13 protein-coding genes and 1 pseudogene are annotated in these 18,340 nt (G+C 64.6%); 7 read left to right on the forward strand and 7 right to left on the reverse strand.

Going from position 1 to position 18,340, the window contains the following annotated elements; all coding sequences use genetic code 11:
• Positions 1 to 241: 241 nt before the first annotated feature.
• The 3 genes from ACEN8U_RS02790 (at position 242) to ACEN8U_RS02800 (ending at position 4,441) form a co-directional block, all read left to right on the forward strand.
• Entirely contained in the window at positions 242 to 1,234 is a 993-nt protein-coding gene (locus ACEN8U_RS02790; RefSeq protein WP_035477645.1) for a LacI family DNA-binding transcriptional regulator, read from the forward strand.
• Positions 1,235 to 1,423: 189 nt separating this feature from the next.
• A complete protein-coding gene (locus ACEN8U_RS02795; protein ID WP_310109825.1) occupies positions 1,424 to 3,208 on the forward strand; it encodes an IlvD/Edd family dehydratase in 1,785 nt (594 codons plus the stop codon).
• Between the two features lie 24 nt (positions 3,209 to 3,232).
• Entirely contained in the window at positions 3,233 to 4,441 is a 1,209-nt protein-coding gene (locus tag ACEN8U_RS02800; protein WP_310109824.1) for a fumarylacetoacetate hydrolase family protein, read from the forward strand.
• 81 nt (positions 4,442 to 4,522) lie between these two features.
• Here the strand turns inward: ACEN8U_RS02800 and ACEN8U_RS02805 are convergent, their stop codons facing one another.
• Positions 4,523 to 5,443, reverse strand: a complete 921-nt coding sequence (locus ACEN8U_RS02805; RefSeq protein WP_310109823.1) for a LysR substrate-binding domain-containing protein — start codon at positions 5,441 to 5,443, stop codon at positions 4,523 to 4,525.
• Positions 5,444 to 5,602: 159 nt separating this feature from the next.
• On the opposite strand from ACEN8U_RS02805, the pseudogene ACEN8U_RS02810 reads away from it, so the two are divergent.
• A pseudogene (locus ACEN8U_RS02810) lies at positions 5,603 to 6,216 on the forward strand (aldehyde dehydrogenase family protein).
• A gap of 58 nt (positions 6,217 to 6,274) precedes the next feature.
• Here ACEN8U_RS02810 and ACEN8U_RS02815 read toward each other — a convergent pair.
• From ACEN8U_RS02815 to ACEN8U_RS02835, 5 genes are all read right to left on the reverse strand, one after another.
• Entirely contained in the window at positions 6,275 to 7,405 is a 1,131-nt protein-coding gene (locus ACEN8U_RS02815) for a DSD1 family PLP-dependent enzyme (RefSeq protein ID WP_310109821.1), read from the reverse strand.
• A 148-nt stretch (positions 7,406 to 7,553) separates the two neighbouring features.
• A complete protein-coding gene (locus tag ACEN8U_RS02820) occupies positions 7,554 to 8,360 on the reverse strand; it encodes an oxidoreductase (protein ID WP_310109819.1) in 807 nt (268 codons plus the stop codon).
• A 78-nt stretch (positions 8,361 to 8,438) separates the two neighbouring features.
• Entirely contained in the window at positions 8,439 to 11,576 is a 3,138-nt protein-coding gene (locus ACEN8U_RS02825) for an efflux RND transporter permease subunit (protein WP_310109817.1), read from the reverse strand.
• Positions 11,573 to 12,682 (reverse strand): efflux RND transporter periplasmic adaptor subunit, encoded by a 1,110-nt coding sequence (locus ACEN8U_RS02830; RefSeq protein ID WP_310109815.1) that lies wholly within the window; start codon positions 12,680 to 12,682, stop codon positions 11,573 to 11,575. The genes ACEN8U_RS02825 and ACEN8U_RS02830 overlap by 4 nt, the downstream gene beginning before the upstream one ends.
• An 84-nt stretch (positions 12,683 to 12,766) precedes the next feature.
• Positions 12,767 to 13,384, reverse strand: a complete 618-nt coding sequence (locus ACEN8U_RS02835) for a TetR/AcrR family transcriptional regulator (RefSeq protein ID WP_310109813.1) — start codon at positions 13,382 to 13,384, stop codon at positions 12,767 to 12,769.
• A 124-nt stretch (positions 13,385 to 13,508) separates the two neighbouring features.
• Between ACEN8U_RS02835 and ACEN8U_RS02840 the strand changes: the two genes are divergently transcribed.
• Positions 13,509 to 14,966, forward strand: a complete 1,458-nt coding sequence (locus ACEN8U_RS02840) for an efflux transporter outer membrane subunit (RefSeq protein WP_368608172.1) — start codon at positions 13,509 to 13,511, stop codon at positions 14,964 to 14,966.
• Positions 14,967 to 15,028: 62 nt separating this feature from the next.
• Positions 15,029 to 16,399: an MFS transporter gene (locus tag ACEN8U_RS02845; RefSeq protein ID WP_310109810.1), complete on the forward strand. Its 1,371-nt coding sequence runs from the start codon at positions 15,029 to 15,031 to the stop codon at positions 16,397 to 16,399.
• 69 nt (positions 16,400 to 16,468) lie between these two features.
• Here ACEN8U_RS02845 and ACEN8U_RS02850 read toward each other — a convergent pair whose 3' ends face one another.
• Positions 16,469 to 17,263 (reverse strand): SDR family oxidoreductase, encoded by a 795-nt coding sequence (locus tag ACEN8U_RS02850; protein ID WP_310109809.1) that lies wholly within the window; start codon positions 17,261 to 17,263, stop codon positions 16,469 to 16,471.
• A 110-nt stretch (positions 17,264 to 17,373) separates the two neighbouring features.
• Between ACEN8U_RS02850 and ACEN8U_RS02855 the strand changes: the two genes are divergently transcribed.
• Positions 17,374 to 18,321 carry a GlxA family transcriptional regulator gene (locus ACEN8U_RS02855; protein ID WP_310109808.1) on the forward strand — a complete coding sequence of 316 codons (948 nt, stop codon included), beginning with the start codon at positions 17,374 to 17,376 and terminating at the stop codon, positions 18,319 to 18,321.
• The last annotated feature ends 19 nt before the right edge of the window (positions 18,322 to 18,340 follow it).

Consider the following 18,340-nt stretch of genomic DNA (forward strand, 5'->3'; position numbering starts at 1 on the left):
GCTCTGTTGTTATGTTATCGGTAACGAAGTTAGCATGGTGCGCCCTGAAGACGCAAGCTAGGGGAATCTACCTACGTCGTATGAGGCGTCGCGTCTATCATGGCGATTAGCCGTGAGCCGACGCGTGCTGTGCAACGGCTCGCCCCTCGTACAAGTACTCCAAAGCCCGATGGCCACCACCACCCGAACGCCGCGAACCGCGCGGCCGGCGCGCGCAACGCAGCCCGCCAACCCGCCGCGCATGGCGGACGTCGCGCATATCGCGCGGGTCAGCAAAATGACCGTTTCCCGCGTGCTGGCAGGGCACAGTGTTGCGCCGGCCACGCGCGAACGCGTCGAGCAGGCTATCGCGCAGTTGGGTTATGTGGCCGACGCGGCAGCAGGCGCACTCTCGTCGGGCCGTTCCGATTTCGTCGCGGTGCTCGTGCCGTCGCTCGCGAGTTCGAACTTCTCCGATACGGTGCGTGGGCTCACGTCCGTCCTGGAACCGGAAGGGCTGCAACTGCTGCTCGGCGATACCGACTATGGCCTCGAAAGGGAAGAGCGCCTCGTGCGCTCGATGTTGCGCTACCAGCCGCGCTGTATCGCGCTGACCGGCTCGCAGCACACGGACGGCACGCGGCACTTGTTGGAGCGCGCACGCATACCGGTGGTCGAGATGTGGGATCTTCCCGCCAAACCAATCGATCTGGCGGTCGGCTTTTCGAATGCCCGGGCGGCGCGCGAGATGGTGCGTTATCTCAGCGCCAAGGGCTATCGCAAGATCGGCTTTCTGTGCGGCGCGAGCGACCTCGATCGTCGCGGCCTCGAGCGGCTCAAGGGCTACCTCCAGGAGATGAAAGCGCAGGGTCTGGGCGAGCCTCGCGTGGTGCGTCTCGGCGAGTCGCCCATCACGATGACGCACGGCGCGCCCGCGCTCGACGCACTGCTCGAGCAATGGCCCGATACCGACGCAGTCATGTGTGTGAGCGATATGTCCGCGTTCGGGGCCATCATGCAATGTCACCGTCGCGGGCTTCGCGTGCCGCGCGACATCGCCGTGGCGGGCTTCGGTAATTTCGAAGTCGCGCTCTGCAGCAATCCGACCATCACGACGGTCTCGGTCGACGCCTACGGCATCGGCCGGCGCACGGGCGAGCTGCTGCTGGCCGCGCAGGCGGGAAGCACGCACGCCGCGCGAGCGCAACGCAAGGTGGTTATCGACTATGCCGTCGTGGAGCGCGAGAGCGCCTAGATCTTCACGCCTCGAAGATGCATAGCGCGTTCGCGCGTGCTAATATCAAAAGATGTTACCGATAACACCGCGGCGCGAACAATACGTGTGATGATCCGGCGCAGCATGCCGGCGCCCGGCACAGATGAGCGCACAAGAGACGCCTCGCGCCTGACGATCTTTCGGCAGGCCAGCAAAAAGGAGTACCGTATGACCTCACCCAGCACACGCCGCCTGCGCAGTCAGGAATGGTTCGACGATCCCTCGCACGCCGACATGACCGCGCTCTACGTCGAGCGCTTCATGAACTATGGGCTCACACGTGAAGAATTGCAGTCGGGCCGCCCGATTATCGGCATTGCACAGACGGGCAGCGACCTCGCGCCCTGCAATCGGCATCACATCGAACTCGCCGAGCGCACCAAGGCGGGCATTCGCGACGCGGGCGGCATTCCGATGGAGTTTCCGGTCCATCCGCTCGCGGAGCAGAGCCGCAGGCCGACGGCCGCGCTCGACCGCAACTTGGCCTATCTCGGCCTCGTGGAAATCCTGCACGGTTTTCCGCTCGACGGGGTCGTGCTCACCACCGGCTGCGACAAGACGACGCCCGCCTGCCTGATGGCCGCCGCGACTGTCGATTTGCCGGCTATCGTTCTGTCAGGCGGCCCCATGCTCGACGGCTGGCATCAGGGAAAGCGCGTGGGCTCAGGCACGGTCATCTGGCATGCGCGCAACCTGCTTGCGGCAGGCGAGATCGATTACGAAGGATTCATGGAACTGACGACCGCTTCGTCACCGTCCATCGGTCACTGCAATACCATGGGCACGGCGTTGTCGATGAACAGTCTTGCGGAAGCATTGGGGATGTCGTTGCCCGGTTGCGCGAGCATCCCGGCGGCGTATCGCGAGCGAGGCCAGATGGCTTACGCAACGGGCAAGCGCATTGTCGACCTGGTACGCGACGACGTGCGACCGTCGCACATCATGACCAAGGAAGCGTTCGAGAACGCGATCGTGGTGGCCTCAGCGCTCGGCGCATCCAGCAACTGCCCGCCGCATCTGATTGCGATTGCCCGGCACATCGGTGTCGACCTGAGCCTCGACGACTGGCAGCGCGTGGGCGAGCGGGTGCCGCTCATCGTGAACTGTATGCCTGCCGGCGAGTATCTGGGCGAGAGCTTTCACCGGGCAGGCGGCGTGCCGGGCGTGCTGCGCGAGCTCGACAAGGCAGGGCTGCTGCACCGCGATTGCGCGACCGTTGCGGGCCGCACCATCGGCGCAATCGCCGGCAGCACGGCCGAGCCTGACCGCGAGGTCATCAGGTCGACGGCCGAGCCGCTCAAGCACGGGGCGGGATTCATCGTGCTGTCGGGCAACTTCTTCGACAGCGCCATCATGAAGATGTCGGTGGTCGGCGACGCGTTCCGGCAAACCTATCTGAGCGAGCCCGGCGCGGAAAACACGTTCGAGGCGCGGGCAATCGTCTTCGACGGTCCCGAGGATTACCACGCGCGCATCAATGACCCGTCTCTTCACATCGACCAGAACTGCATTCTCGTCATTCGCGGAGCAGGCACGGTGGGTTATCCGGGCAGCGCGGAAGTCGTCAACATGGCGCCGCCCGCGGAACTGGTGCGACAGGGCATCACCTCGCTGCCCACGCTCGGAGACGGACGCCAGAGCGGTACGTCCGCGAGCCCTTCTATCCTCAACATGTCGCCGGAAGCGGCCGTCGGCGGTGGACTCGCGCTGCTGCAAACGGGTGACCGCATTCGCGTCGACCTGAACGCCCGCAAGGTCGACGTACTGGTTGACGAAGCCGAACTCGCGCGTCGGCGCGAGCATGCCACGTTTGCGATTCCCGAGGCGCAGACGCCCTGGCAGGAGCTTTATCGCAAGACGGTTGGGCAACTATCCACGGGCGGCTGCCTGGAACCCGCTACGCTGTACCTGAACGTCATTGAAAAGCGCGGCAACCCGCGCCACTCTCACTAACGGACCGACAAGGAGACATCACGAATGAATGCCATTTCCGCAGCATCCTTCCTTCCGCGCGATGTCGGGCAGGCGCTGCTCGTCGGCCGCGTGTGGCGCAAACTGCATACACCCTCAGGCGAACTTCACGGCCCCTGCGTCGTGCTGGTGCGCAACGGCGAAGTGCTGGACATTACGGCAAGCGTGCCGACGACGGCCGACCTGTTCGAGCGCGAAGACCTCGTCGCGTTCGCGCGAACGGTGTCGGGCGAGTCGCTCGGCCCAGTGGATAAGCTGGTCGAGGCAGCGCTGCGTTCCGGATCGGCGGACGACCTGCGCCTGCTCGCGCCCAACGATCTGCAGGCCATCAAGGCATGCGGTGTGACGTTTGCCGTGAGCCTCATCGAACGGGTTATCGAGGAACAGGCGGGAGGCGACCCGGCCAAGGCGCAGGAAGTGCGCGCAACCATTGCTGCAACCATCGGCACTGATCTCTCGAAGATTCAGCCCGGCTCCGATGCGGCGATGAAGCTCAAGGCGGAACTCGAGCGCCGCGGGGCGTGGTCGCAGTACATGGAGGTCGGTATCGGCCCCGATGCGGAAGTGTTCTCGAAGTCGCAGCCGATGTCGGCCGTCGGTCCCGGCGCCGACGTGGGTTTGCTCGCGGCATCGAACTGGAACAACCCTGAGCCGGAGATCGTGCTGGCTGTGAACAGCCGCGGAGAAATCGTCGGCGCAACGCTCGGCAACGACGTGAATCTGCGCGACATCGAGGGGCGCTCGGCGCTGCTGCTCGGCAAGTGCAAGGACAATAACGCGTCATGCGCCATTGGACCGTTCGTGCGCCTGTTCGACGACGAATTCAGTCTCGACGACGTGCGCAACACCAGCGTGAGCCTGCGCGTGGAAGGGGCGGATGACGATTTCGTGCTCGAGGGCGTGAGCCACATGAGCGAAATCAGCCGCGATCCGCAGGATCTGGTTGCGCAGACATGGGGGCGCCATCATCAGTATCCGGACGGCTTCATGCTTTTTCTAGGGACGATGTTCTCGCCCATCAAGGATCGCGACACACCCGGCGGCGGATTCACGCATCACCTGGGCGATGTGGTCACCATCTCGGCCCCCGAGCTGGGCGCGCTCGTCAACACCGTGCGGCTCAGCACGGAAGTCGCGCCTTGGGCCTTTGGCGTGCGCGCCCTGTACCGCAACCTTGCGCAACGCGAACTGATCCAGGTCGGCGGAAGGCGGTAGCCGTCGCGCGAAGGGCGCCGGCTACCTGATCGCCGATCTGGCCGCCGGCGTTGAACCTTTGCATCTCGTTCGACCAGCAGATCAATTCCGCCACGGAATCGGGTCGAAGGCGCGCTTCGCGGCATCGAGAAACGCACGCTGACGAATGGTGAGACCGTGGCGCGTGGGCACGAGCGCCATGACCGGTGCCGGTTCGAGATGCCATGCCGGCAACACGCGGCTCAGCTTGCCTCGCGCAATCAGTTGCGCGCAGTCCCATTCGGATCGCGCGGCCACGCCGAGCCCGTCGAGCGCCCAGTCTCGGACCACCGTGCCGTCGTTCGAGGACAAAGCGCCGTTCAACCGGACCGTGACAGGTTTGCTGACCCGCCTGCCCGCCGCATCGAGTTGAATGAAACGCAGACGGGTCACGTCTTCGTCGTTCTCGCGTAAGGTCAGGTACTCGCAGCGCGACAGTTCCGACGGATGCTTAAGCTTCGAGAGGCCGCGAGCAAGCGCGGGGCTCGCGCAAAGAATGCGTTCGTTCGGAGCCAGAAAATGCCCGATCCACGAGGACGCCTTGACCTGACCAATGGAAATCGCCACGTCGGCGCCCGATGCCGCCGCCAAAGGGCTTTCGACCAGAATCAGCGAGATCGTGAGATGAGGGTGCGAGCGACGCAGGTCGCGCACGAGCGGCGCGATATACGCGCGGCCGAAGCCGAACGGCGCCACCACGCGCAAATGGCCGCTTACGCCGTGCGACTCGCCGGACACGCGCGACGGAATGGATTCGATCCGCTCCAGGATTTCAATTGCCTCCTGAACGAGTCGCTGGCCTTCGTCGGTGAGCGATATGCCTCGCGCCGCGCGCGTGGCGAGGCGCACCGCCATCCGTTCTTCAATGCGCTGAAGACGCACCGTCACTGCAGGCGGCGTGAGATCCAGAAGCCTTGCGGCTGCGGCAAGCGATTGCGACACGCCGAGCGCACGCAGCAGTTGCATGTCTTCCAACTGAAGCATTAAGGCCTCTTTAATTGCGGGTTCATTGGATATTAAACAAGACAAAAACATTTTTCTCTATAGTGGGTCGCACGAATCCGGCAACCGCAGTTCTTCTGGCGAGAGCGTGTCGGATCTCATGGTGTAGGCCGAGTGGCACCGGCTCGAGGACACACTGCAATGAATTCACCTCTTCGTCACCTCCTGCAAGCGGGAAGGCTCGATCGGCTCTTTATCGACGGCGAGTGGGTCGCGCCGGAAGGTGCGGATCGCGTCGCGGTCGTATGCCCGTCCACGGAAAACACGCTCTGCGACATTCCGCTTGGCAACGCGCGCGATGTCGAGCGGGCGGTGCAGGCTGCGCGCAACGCGTTCGAAAGCTGGTCCGCGACTTCGCAGGAGGAGCGCGCCGCGCTGCTCGCGCGCGTTCATGCGTTGATGCTGGAGCGCAGCGAACTGTTTGCCACGGCGCTGACCATGGAAATGGGCGCGCCCATCAGCTATGCGCGCGCGGCGCATGTGCCGCGCGCCGCGGAACACATCCGCGTGGCACGCGACAACCTGAGGCATTACTCGTTCCGGACGCAGCGCGGACCGTTCAAGGCACCGACATGGCATTCGTGCGCGCGGTGGCCGCGCGCATTCGCTCGGGCCAGGTGCATCTGAACTATCCGGCGTGGGATCCGCAGGCTCCGTTTGGCGGGTACAAGCAATCCGGCAATGGTCGCGAGTATGGGATCGAGGGTATGGAGGAGTACATGGAGGTGAAGTCGATCCTCGGGTACTACGATTGAAACCGTCGCTATGCCTCGCCCTGCAGTTTGCCGACGAGGCATGCAGGGTTCGGGTTCATTACCAGCCGTAGAAGCGCGGCCACGTTTCTACCGTGCCGTCGGACTGCACCGCCAGATAGGCGGGATGCTGCGCCCCCGTGGCGCAGGCGTGGTTGGGCAGAATGCGCAGACGCGTGCCGACGGGAAAGCGCTTCTCGATCTGCTGGTCGGCGCTGCCGGCTCGCGAAATGATGCCGTGCTCCTGGTTAGCACCACTCATCAAATACTCTCCCAGCACCTCGCCGGTCTCGAGGCACACGAGTCCGTAGCCAAAGTCCTGTTTCTGGCGCTGTGTGCCGCGGTCGCGGCTCATGGCCATCCAGCCTGCGTCGACAATGGCCCAGCCTTTTTCGCTCTGATGGCCGATCACGGTGGTCAATACGCTCAAGGCAATTTCGGAGATGTCGTTGACGCCCACGTTGTGCATGACGAGATCGAACATGACGTAGACGCCGGCACGAACTTCGGTCACACCCTGCAGATGCTCAGCAGCCAGCGCCGTCGGCGTCGATCCCACGCTCACCACGTTGCATGGCAGGCCCGCCGCGCGAAGGCGCTCGGCGGCCCGCACGCAGCCTGCACGTTCCTGCTCGGCGATGCGAACCAGTTCGTCATGGGTATCGTAGTCGTAGCTCGAACCCGCATGCGCCAGCACTCCGCCGGCAGGCATGCCGCCGTCGGAGAGAATCGTCGCGACAGTCAGCAGCATGTCGTCCTCGGGCGCGATGCCCGAACGATGGCCGTCCACGTCGATCTCGATCCACACCTCGAATCGCTCGTCGTGCTCCCGGCCGAAAGCGACGATGGCTTCCGCGCACACGACGCTGTCGGCGACGATCTTGAGATCGCAGCCTTGTCGCCGCAGCGCGAGCGCCTGCGGTAGTTTGGTCGGCGCCATGCCGACAGCATAGACAATGTCGCGAACGCCGCAGGCAAAGAACTGCTCGGCTTCCTTGAGTGTCGACACCGTGATGCCGCTTGCGCCTGCATCCATTTGTGCTCTGACGACCTGCTCGCATTTCGTGGTCTTCACGTGCGGGCGAAACTTGACGCCTAGCGCGTTCATGCGTTGCTGCATTCGCGCGATGTTGCGCTGCATGCGCTCGACATCGATCAAGGCCGCGGGCGTATTCAGCGACTCCAGGTTCATCTGTGGCTCCTTGCGATTCTTTGCGCGACCGGCATGACGAGCCGGGCGCGTAGTGACAAGCCGCCACTATAGAAGCTCGGCGCGAACTTGTGCTTAATGGCCGATAAACCAGGAGTTAAGCCCAGTTGAATGCGCGCTCGCACCAACCTCACGCGAGCCCCACCGTCTTCCTCACCCCGGAATCGACCGGGCCAGGCGGCATGAAACGGCGCAGTTTGCTCAGCAAAGAAGCCTGCCCCGACGGCGTGCGGCGCATGCGCCACGCGCCGAGGCCTGCTTCCACGATCGTGCTGGCTACGCCGTCGGGCTCCGGAGCGTCCTTCAGATTGTTGGCGACCGAGCGCGCTGCAATGTCGCGTTCGCGATCGTAGTCGGCGATAGTCGAGGCGGCCAGCGGCGAATTCGCGTCGAGACTCGTGCGCGTGTAAGACGGCTGGACCAGCGTGACGCGGATGCCGAATTGACGCACTTCGTGATCGAGCGTTTCCGACAAGCCTTCCACCGCATGTTTGGACGCCGAATAAATGCCCATATACGGTGCCGGTAGAAAGCCGAGCACGGAGCTCACATTGACGATCCGTCCGCGACGCTGCGCTCGCATGTGCGGAAGGACAGCCTGTGTCGTCCGCAGGACGCCGAACACATTGGTGTCGAATAGAGATGTCGCCTCGGTAACGGCGGTTTCCTCGACCGCGCCGATCATGTTCATGCCCGCGTTGTTCACGAGCACGTCGATGCGTCCTGCCCGGTTGAGGATGGTTTGAATGCCGCGTTGAACGGAAGCGTCGTCGCGGATATCCATCTCGATCAGCTCGACGCCGGGCAAGGGCGTCGCCTGGGCAAGACGGCGCACGGTGCCGAACACCCGGCATCCGCGCTTCGCAAACTTCGTGGCGGCAGCGCGCCCGATACCCGACGAGACGCCGGTGACAACGACCACGGTGGAATTCGGCATGGCAGTTCCTTCGATAAGCGTAAGTAAGCGGGAGTGCAGATCAATGTCAATTCATCTTGCGCGCGAGGAGCGCGTCGTTCAACTCTGCCCCGCAGGCGACTCCTCGAGCATCTCCGTCAGAGGCGGCGCGTGCTTGTGCCGCTCGTTCCCGGTCTCCGTACCGCGCGGCCGGATCTTGAACCAGATCGAATACATGGCCGGCAGGAAGACGAGCGTCAGAATCGTTCCCGCAAAAGTGCCGCCGATCAGCGTGTACGCGAGCGTTCCCCAGAACACAGAATGCGTCAGCGGGATGAAGGCGAGGATCGCCGCCAGCGCGGTCAGGATCACGGGGCGCGCCCGTTGCACGGTGGCCTCGACAACGGCATGGAACGGATCGAGGCCTGCCTGTTCGTTCTGATGGATCTGCCCGATGAGAATCAGCGTGTTGCGCATCAGAATGCCGGACAGTGCGATCAGCCCAACCAGCGCATTGATGCCGAAGGGTTGCCGGAACAGGATCAGCGTCGGCACCACGCCGATCAAGCCCAATGGACTCGTCAGGAACACCATCACCATGGCGGAGATGGAGCGCACCTGCAAAATGATGATGAGCAGCGTGATCGCGAGCATGATCGGAAATAACGGCAGCATGGCGACCGTCGCCTTGCCCGATTCTTCGATGGAGCCCGCCTGCTCGATGCGATAGCCGTTGGGCAGCTTCGCGACAATCGGCTGCAGTTGCTTCGTGATCGCCGCCGACACGTCGGGCGGCTGCAGATCATCGGCAATATCGCCGCGCACGGTCATGGTCGGCATGCGGTCGCGACGCCGGATGATCGGCTCCTCCATCCGCACGTCGACCTGGCCTACCTGGGACAGCGGAATACGCTGACCATTCGCGCCGGCCAGCGTGAAGTCGCCGATTCTGGCCGGATCGAGCCGCACGTCGCCGGCCGAACGCGCCATGACCTGCACGGTGCGGATGTCCTCGCGCACGGCGGTGACCGGCACGCCGGACAGCAGGAATTGCAGCTGTTGCGCAACCGCGCTGGAGGTGAGCCCGACCGCCTGCAGCCGGTCCTGCTGCAACGTGAAGTGCAGCGTGGGCGTACGCGTGCCCCAGTCGGTGTTGACTGTGCGCATCATCGGACTGGCGTTCATGACGTGTTCGACTTGAGCGGCAATGCTGCGCAGCTTGTCAGGGTCGGGGCCTAAGACGCGGTAGGCAACAGGGAACGGCGAGTACGGGCCGAAGACGAGTTGCGTGACCCGCACCCGCGCTTCGGAGGCGAGCCCGCCTGCCACCGCTTCGCGCAGTCGCAGCTTCAACGCGTCGCGTTCATGCTGACTGTCCGTGCGAACCACGATCTTCGCGAACGACGGATCGGGCAGTTCCGGTCCCATCGCGAGATAAAAGCGGGGCGCACCCTGGCCGATGTAGGCGGTGACGATTCGCGCTTCCTTCTGCCCGGCGAGCCACGCTTCCACTTTTGCCGTGGCGGCGCTCGTCTCATCAATGGACGTGCCGTAGGGCATCTGTAGCTCGACGAGCACTTCGGGCCGGTCGGAGATCGGAAAGAACTGTTTCTTCACGATAGACATGCCGAGTATGGCCAGCATGAAAAGACCGACCACGGAACCGGCGACCCACCATTTGCGTCCGATCACGCGCCCGAGCACCTGGCGAAACCGGTTGTAGCGCGGCGTGTCGTAGATCGCACCGTGACCGCCTTCGACCTTTTTGAAGTCGGGCAGCAGCTTGACGCCCAGGTAGGGCGTGAAGACCACGGCGACCACCCATGAGGCAATCAGCGCAATGCCGACGATCCAGAACATGTTGCTCGTGTATTCGCCGGCGGTGGATCGCGCGAAGCCGTTAGGCATGAAGCCGACGGCGGTCACGAGCGTGCCCGCCAGCATCGGCGCCGCGGTATGGCTCCATGCATAGCCGGAAGCGGCCACGCGGCTGTAGCCTTCTTCCATCTTCACCACCATCATTTCGATGGCGATGATGGCGTCGTCCACCAGCAGGCCGAGCGCGAGTATCAGGGACCCGAGCGTGATGCGATCGAAATTCTTGCCGGTCGCGGCCATCACGACGAAGACCGCCGCCAGCGTCAGCGGCACGGCCGCGGCGACCACGAGACCCACCCGCCAGCCCATGCTGACGAAGCTCACCAGCATGACCACGAGCAATGCGGCGAAGAACTTGACCATGAACTCGTCGACGGCCGAGCTGATGTTCACCGCCTGATCCGTGACCTTGGTCAGGCTCATGCCGAGCGGCAGTTCAGCGTTGATCGAGCGGGCCTCGCCGTCCAGCGCCTTGCCGAGATCCAGCCCGTTCCAGCCGTCGCGCATCACGATGCCGAGCAGCAGCGCGGGTTCGCCGCCATTGCGGATCATGAACGTTGCCGGATCTTCATAGCCGCGCGTGACGGTAGCAATGTCCGAGAGCTTCAGCGTGCGGCCTTGCACGACGACCGGTGTGTCGCGAATTTTTTGCAGCTTGTCGAAAGCGCCGTCCACACGAACGAGCACCTCGGGCCCTTTCGTCTCCACCGAGCCGGCCGGCGTCAGCACATTCTGGCTATTGAGCGCGGCGAACACGTCCTGCGGACTCACGCCGAGCGTGGCCAGGCGGTCATGCGAGAACTGCACATAAATCCGCTCCGCCTGCTCGCCGATGATGTTCACCTTCTTCACACCCGGCACGTGCAACAGGCGCTGACGCAGCGTCTCCGCGTCGCGCACCAGGAGGCGCTGAGGCTCGCCCTTCGCCTTGAGCGCAAAGAGCGCGAAGGTGACGTCCGAGTATTCGTCGTTGACGATGGGCCCGATCACGCCGGGCGGAAGATTGCTTATTTCGTCGCCGACTTTCTTGCGGGCCTGGTAGAACTCCTCCTGCACTTCGGAGGGCGGCGTGCTGTCGAGCAACGTCAGCGTCGTGAAGGCGAGGCCGGGTCTTGTGTAGGTCTCCGTACGATCGTACCAGCGCAGTTCCTGCATGCGCTTTTCGATCTTCTCGGCGACCTGGTCCTGCATCTCCTGCGCGGTGGCGCCGGGCCAGGCGGTGATGATGGTCATCACCTTGACTGTGAAAGCCGGGTCTTCCGCGCGCCCGAGCTTGAAGAATGAAACGAGGCCGGCCAGCGAAATCAGGCAGATCAGGAACAGCGTGACGGAGCGCTCGCGCACGGCGAGCGCCGACAGGTTGAAACGGCGTTCGCTCACGGACGTGCTCCCTGAGTGGCGGCGGCCTGGCCGGCGACGCGGACCACCTCGCCTTCGCGCAGCAGATGTGCACCGAGCGCGACGACCCGCTCGCCCGGCTGAAGTCCACCGGCGATGTTGGCGCCGTCGTCGCCGAGATGCTGGACGGCAACGGGCCGCCAGGCCACCTTCGCCGGTTCGCCCTTGATGACCCACACGCCGGGCCCCTTGCCCGCGTCGAACAGGGAGCCGATCGGCACCTGCAAGCCGCCTTGCGCGGCGGAATCCGGATCGGGAATGCGGATCGTGACGGTCGTGCCCAAGGGCGCGTTGGCGAGGTCGCCGTCGAGCACGTAGCGCGCCTCGAAGGTGCGCGTCAGGCGATCCGCCGTGTCCGAGAGCTGCCGCAGCGTGGCGGGAACGCTCACGTCTTCCTTGCCGAAGAGCGTGGCTTGCGCAATCGAGCCGGCCGCGGGGCGCAGTGTTTCGGGCAACTGAATGACTGCTTCGCGGCGCCCCGCATGAGCGAGCCGCACGACGGGCTGCCCTGCGCTGACGACCTGGCCGGGCTCGGCCAGCGTTTCCATGACGACGCCGTCGCCGTCGGCGACCAGCTCCGCGTAGCGGCTCGCATTGCGGGCCACGTCGGCCTGGGCTTCTGCCGCGCTGAGCTGTGCTTTGGCGGCGTCCGCCGCTGCCTTCACCTGGTCGTACGTAGACGCCGAGATCGCGCCGGTGCCGCGCAGGTCGCGGTAGCGGGCTTCATCTTCAGCGGTCTGTTGGGCGCGCGCCCGGGCGGCGCTCACCGCTTCCTGCTGCGCCTGGGCGGCGAGCTTCAGATCGACGGGGTCGATGCGCATGAGCGGCTGCCCGCGCCGGACGCTCTGTCCGGCGTCCACGAGCCGCTCCAGCACCTTGCCGGACACGCGAAAACCGAGGTCGCTTTGCACCCGGGCGGCGACGGTGCCCGTGAACGAACGCGACGCCGGCGTCGCGGTCTGGACGATGGCGGAGCGCACGAGCGGCGCTTCCGTGCGCGGATCGGATGGGGCTTTGGCGCCGCAAGCGGCCAGCGCAAAGGGCAACGCACAGACGACGGCAGAAGTGGCGAGGCGACGCGAGAACATGGAAGTCCCATCGGCGAAATGATGATGGCTTCCATTATGGTTCTAGTGACCAAATCAGTCAACAGTCACAACGACCTCTTTTTCTCAGGGCGAGAGGCTCCGCAGGACGAGGCTCGATAGCTGCGCCGGCGCTTCCTCGGCGGAGTCGAAGCTATGCTGCAGAATCAGCGGATTCAGGTAGGGGCGCATGACCAGGTAGATAGCAGCGGCGGTCTCGTCCAGCGGCGTTTTGCGCTCGAAGTCGCCGCTTTGCCGGCCTTCCTGCAGGATTGCCTGAAGCATCTCCTGAATTCGTTTTTCGTAGGCGAGCGTTACCTGCCAGTGCTCGGTGGCGGCCGACGCGGCGATCTCATACAGCTTCTGGTCTTCGGAAAAGAGCCGCAAGCTCGCCTCCACGATTGCCTTGAACATGCGGCGCAGCTTCTCCGGCGGGCGGTCGGCCTCGTCGACCGCGGCCTTCACCGCGCATTCCATTTCGCGCAGGCAGTTCGCGCAGATCATTTCTCCGATCGCCTGCTTGGACTCGAAGAACTTGTAGATATAGGCCTTGGAAAAGCCGATTGCCTTGGCGAGGTCCGACACGGTCGTCTTTTCGTAGCCATACCGGCTGAAGTGCTCGGTGGCGGCCGCGACGATCTGGTCGCGGACATCGTGATCGGCCGGGCCGCGGCCCGAGATGGGGTAGGTAGGAGCGTTTTTCATAGGTTCGTAGCTTACCGCCGCATGTCAGAATCGACAACGTGTGACCAAAATGTATTATAGTCACTGTTACGAGTCGTCACATGACGGGTCGTCCCGTCCCTCATCCTCTCGCCGGAAGAAGCCCATGCTGCTCACACGCACTTTTGCCATGCTCATTGTCGCCGGCCTGGCGGCAGGCTGCGCCGTCGGCCCCGACTACGTCCGGCCCGAGGTGGCCATGCCGGCCAGGTTCGAGGGCCAGGCCGCGGTCGATCAGCGGCAGGCCGCCGCGACTGCCGACCTTGCAACATGGTGGGCCGGCTTCGGCGATCCGCAACTGACCCGCTACGTCGCGCTTGCGCTCGAACAGAACCTCGATCTCGCGCAGGCGTCGGCGCGCGTCGCGCAGGCCCGTGCCGGACTGGGCGCGGCGAACGCGGCGTTGCTGCCTTCGGGCAATGTCAGCGGCCAGGCGGCGAGAGCCTACCAATCCATTGAAACGCCGCTCGGGCGGCTCCAGAACGCGACGCCGGGCTTTGACCGCTACGGCAACGACTACGAAGCCAATCTCAACGCAAGCTGGGAACTGGACGTGTTCGGCGGATTACGGCGCGGCCGGGAAGCGGCGCTTGCCGACTACGAGGCGTCGGAGGCGGGCGCAGCGGCCACGCGCCTCGCCGTGGCCGCACAGACCGCGGACATCTACATCAGCATTCGCGGCTTGCAGGCGCGTCTGAATGTCGCGCGCCGGCAGGTGCGGACGCAACAGGACCTGCTCTCGACCATCAAGCTTCTGTATAGCAAAGGGTTGGCGGCCGAGCTTCAGGTGAGGCAGGCGGAGGGCGCGCTCGCCCAGGTCAAGGTGTCCGTGCCGGTGCTCGAAGCCGGTCTCGACGCGGCTATGAACGCTCTCGACGTGATGCTGGGCGCGCAGCCCGGCACGCATCGCGCCGAACTGCTGGAGGGCGGCGACATTCCCGCCGCGCCGCGCATCGGGGCGACCGGCTCGCCGGGCGAGCTTCTCAGACGCAGGCCTGACCTGATCGTGGCGGAGCGGCGCCTTGCGGCATCCAATGCGCGGATCGGCGTCGCGATTGCCGAGTACTACCCGAAGCTGTCGTTGAGCGGACTGATCGGCAGTGCGACTTCCGTGGCGAGCGGCAATCTGTTTTCGAGCGGCGCGAACCAGGCTGCCGGCGTGCTGGGTCTGCGCTGGCGTCTGTTCGACTTCGGCCGCATCAATGCGCAGATCGACGAGGCGAAGGGCCAGAAGGCCGAGATGCTGGCAGCCTATCGGCTCACGGCGCTCCACGCGACGGAGGACGTCGAGAACGCTTTTTCGGCACTGGTCAAGCGCGAGGAGCAGGCCGCTCTTCTGGCTGACGGCGTCGACTCGCTCAGCCGCGCGCGCGCGGCGTCGTTCGCGGCGTATCAGCACGGGGTCGTCAGTCTGATCGAAGTGCTGCAGGCCGACGACAGCCTGTTGCGCGCCTCGGATGCACGAGTGCAGGCGCAAGCGGAGTCAGCGCAAGCGGCTGTCGCCGCCTTCAAGGCGCTGGGCGGCGGCTGGCAGCCGGCGGCGGAGGCGGTGGCCGTGAGGTGACGGAACCTGGCTTCCATCCGCGTGTCAATACAGCATGTCGCGCATTCGTTCGGGGATGCCAAATGACTGCCATACAACCGGGGGCGGCGCCCCTCTCCGAAGAGGACGCACGGCGCCAGCTGCGCCGCGCCGTTCTAGCCAGCACGATCGGTACGACGATCGAATGGTATGACTTCTTTCTCTACAGCACGGTAACCGGTCTCGTCTTTGCCAAGCTGTACTTTCCTGAATCGGACCCGCTCGTCGGCACGCTGGAAGCGTTTCTGATCTACGCGGTGGGCTTCATTGCGAGGCCGGTGGGCGCGGCCATATTCGGGCATTACGGCGACCGTATCGGCCGCAAAGCGACGCTCATCGTCACGCTGCTGCTCATGGGGCTCGCCACGTTCGCCGTGGCGTTTGTTCCGACCTATGCGTCGATCGGAGTGTGGGGCGCCGTGATACTCACGGTGCTGCGCTTTATTCAGGGCGTGGGTGTGGGCGGCGAGTGGGGCGGCTCAGTGCTGATGTCGATGGAATGGGCCCGCACCAACGCGCACCGCGGCTTCGTCGCGTCGTGGCCGCAGTTCGGCGTGCCTGCGGGGCTCTTCGTCGCGAACCTCGCGGTGCTCGCCATGAGCGCCATTTCCGGCGACGCCTTCGTCACATGGGGCTGGCGCGTGCCGTTCTTTCTGAGCATCGTGCTGGTCGGAATTGGTCTCTATATCCGGCTGAATATCCTCGAGACGCCCATTTTCGCGAAGCTTCTGGCCGAGCGCAAAATCGAAAAGACGCCGATGCTCGAAGTCATTCGCCGCCAGCCGAAAGATATTCTGCTGTCGGCCTTCGCGCGCATGGCTGAACAGGCGCCGTTCTACATCTTCACGGCGTTTGTTTTCACGTATGGTGTGACGACATTGGGCGCCTCGCGCGATCTGCTGCTGACGGCGGTGCTAGCGGCATCGGTGCTGGAATTCGTCACCATTCCCCTCTTCGGCCATGTGTCCGATCTGATTGGACGCCGCCGCATGTATATGATCGGCGCGGCCGCCGCCGGCCTGTTCGGCTTCGTGTATTTCGCCATGGTCGACACGCGCAACCCGGCGTGGATCTTCATGGCCATCGTGCTTTCGCTCGTGCCCCACGCGATGATGTACGGACCGCAAGCGGCGCTGATCGCGGAGTCGTTCACGGGGCGGCTGCGTTATAGCGGCGCATCGCTCGGTTATCAGCTGGCGTCGGTGATCGCGGGCGGCCCGGCGCCGCTCATTGCAACCGCGTTGTTCGCCTACTATCACTCGGGCTATGCCATCGCCTTCTATGTGTTCGTGTGCGGGCTGCTGAGTCTGTTCGCCGCTTCCCGTCTCGGCGACTACACGAACAAGGACATCTCAGAGGAGTACGACGAGCCGCAGTCGATCAGCGGTAGCGGGCACGGCCATCGGCATGCCTGAATGAACCGGGCAGCGAGCCGAGCCGCGTGCAACGCAATCTGACGCGGCCCGGCTGTTCGTTGCCGCGGCTCAGGCCTTATAGCGCGCGGCCGGCGTATTGGTCGACAGCAGCGGGGCCATCGCGCGGCGCGCAGCCTCGTAGTCTTCCCACTTCTCCACCGCGTGCAGCGACGGAATGGTGACCAGCTCGCGGCGATCGAAGCCGACCAACGCGGCGTCGACCATGTCGTCGGCGGACATCACAATGGACTTGTCGAGGTTATCGAGCGGCAGGCCGCCGGTCTGCCAGAATTCGGTCGCCGTCGCGCCCGGCAGGACGGCCTGCACCTGAACGCCCTTGTCGCCCAGTTCATGATGCAGCGACTGGCTGAAGGCCAGCACGAACGCCTTGCTGCCACCGTACACGCCGTTCAGCACCTCGGGCGCGATGGCCACGATCGACGCAATGTTGATCAACGCACCCTTGCGGCGGGCAACGAAACCCGGCACGGCCGCATAGGTGAGCCGAGTCAGCGCGCTGACGTTGAGGTCGATCATGCGCTGCATGGCGTCGACGTCGCTGTCGAGCAGCGGCGTATGCGTGCCGACGCCCGCGTTATTGACGAGCAACGTGATGCTCGCGTCTTCCTTCAGTTTTGCTTCGACGGCGGCAAGGCCTGCCTTGTCGTTCAGGTCCGCGTCCAGAATCTCGACGCTGCGGCGCGTATCGGTCGTGATACGGCTGGACAGCGCGGCGAGGCGCTCGCGGTTGCGGGCAACCAGAATCAGGTCGTAGCCGCGTTTCGCAAGACGGTCGGCATAAATGGCGCCGATGCCCGACGACGCGCCCGTGATCAGTGCAGTGCCTTTGTGTGTTTCAGCCATGGTGTCGCTCCTTCGCATTGGGTTGTGACGGTGTGAGCGAATTCTGGTCTGTTTTGACGGCGGCGCAAATGACATATATGGTCATGTTTTCGGACATGGGAGGCTCCCGCATGCACCGCATCGGATATTTGCTGAGCGACGGTTTCCAGGTGATGGCGATCGCGACTCAGGCCGCCTTCGAATATGCGAACCTGGTGGTGGGCGAGCCGTCCTACCACGTGGAGAATTTTTCGACGGCGGGCGGCGAGGTGCGTTCGTCGCTGGGCATGAGCATCAGTACGCGGCCGGTCCGGTCACGCCGCCAGGTCGACACGTGGATCGTCGCGGGCGTCAACGATCCAGTGGGTATGCCGCCGCCTGAGGACGTGCTCGCGTTTCTGCGCAGGACGGGACCGCGCGCGCGGCGCATCGGCGGTATTTGCACGGGCGGCTTCGTGGTCGCGGAGGCGGGTCTGCTTGCGCAGCGCCGCGCCACCACACATTGGGCCTACGCGCGCGACATGCAGAAGCGCTTTCCGGACGTTCGGGTGGAAGACGACCGCATTTATATCGTCGACGGTCCGGTGTGGACGTCAGCTGGCATGACTGCTGGTCTCGACATGGCGCTTGCGATGGTCGAAAAAGATCTCGGCGCCGAGGTGGCGCGCTCGGTCGCGCACAAGCTCGTCATGCACCAACGGCGCTCGGGCGGTCAGTCGCAGCACTCGGAAATGCTCAACCTCGCGCCGAAATCGGACCGCATCCAGCGCGCGCTGAATTACGCGCGCGAGAACCTGAGCCGCCCGCTTACCGTCGACGAACTGGCGGAGCAGGTGAACCTCAGCCCGCGTCAGTTCAGCCGCGTCTTTACGCTGGAAACGGGACAGTCGCCGGCGCGTGCCGTGGAAAGTCTGCGGCTCGAAGCGGCGCGCCTGATGATCGAGCAGAGCCGGCATCCGCTCGACGTGATTGCGAAAGAGACCGGCTTTCGCGACCGGCGCCATTTGCGTGAGGCGTTCATACGCGGTTTTGGACTGCCGCCGCAAGCCGTGCGGCGCGAGGCGCGCAACGCCGCGTGATCCGCGCACACGCGCACAC

Origin of the sequence: Paraburkholderia phenoliruptrix, assembly GCF_047325075.1 — a bacterium.
In the GTDB taxonomy this organism is placed as follows: domain Bacteria; phylum Pseudomonadota; class Gammaproteobacteria; order Burkholderiales; family Burkholderiaceae; genus Paraburkholderia; species Paraburkholderia phenoliruptrix.

Coding starts and splice junctions, on each gene's coding strand:
- ACEN8U_RS02805 (WP_310109823.1), bottom strand. CDS start 5,443: ATGCTTCAGTTGGAAGACATGCAACTGCTGCGTGCGCTCGGCGTGTCG.
- ACEN8U_RS02830 (WP_310109815.1), bottom strand. CDS start 12,682: ATGTTCTCGCGTCGCCTCGCCACTTCTGCCGTCGTCTGTGCGTTGCCC.
- ACEN8U_RS02815 (WP_310109821.1), bottom strand. CDS start 7,405: ATGAACCTGGAGTCGCTGAATACGCCCGCGGCCTTGATCGATGTCGAG.
- ACEN8U_RS02840 (WP_368608172.1), top strand. CDS start 13,509: ATGCTGCTCACACGCACTTTTGCCATGCTCATTGTCGCCGGCCTGGCG.
- ACEN8U_RS02835 (WP_310109813.1), bottom strand. CDS start 13,384: ATGAAAAACGCTCCTACCTACCCCATCTCGGGCCGCGGCCCGGCCGAT.
- ACEN8U_RS02845 (WP_310109810.1), top strand. CDS start 15,029: ATGACTGCCATACAACCGGGGGCGGCGCCCCTCTCCGAAGAGGACGCA.
- ACEN8U_RS02800 (WP_310109824.1), top strand. CDS start 3,233: ATGAATGCCATTTCCGCAGCATCCTTCCTTCCGCGCGATGTCGGGCAG.
- ACEN8U_RS02795 (WP_310109825.1), top strand. CDS start 1,424: ATGACCTCACCCAGCACACGCCGCCTGCGCAGTCAGGAATGGTTCGAC.
- ACEN8U_RS02855 (WP_310109808.1), top strand. CDS start 17,374: ATGCACCGCATCGGATATTTGCTGAGCGACGGTTTCCAGGTGATGGCG.
- ACEN8U_RS02790 (WP_035477645.1), top strand. CDS start 242: ATGGCGGACGTCGCGCATATCGCGCGGGTCAGCAAAATGACCGTTTCC.
- ACEN8U_RS02820 (WP_310109819.1), bottom strand. CDS start 8,360: ATGCCGAATTCCACCGTGGTCGTTGTCACCGGCGTCTCGTCGGGTATC.
- ACEN8U_RS02850 (WP_310109809.1), bottom strand. CDS start 17,263: ATGGCTGAAACACACAAAGGCACTGCACTGATCACGGGCGCGTCGTCG.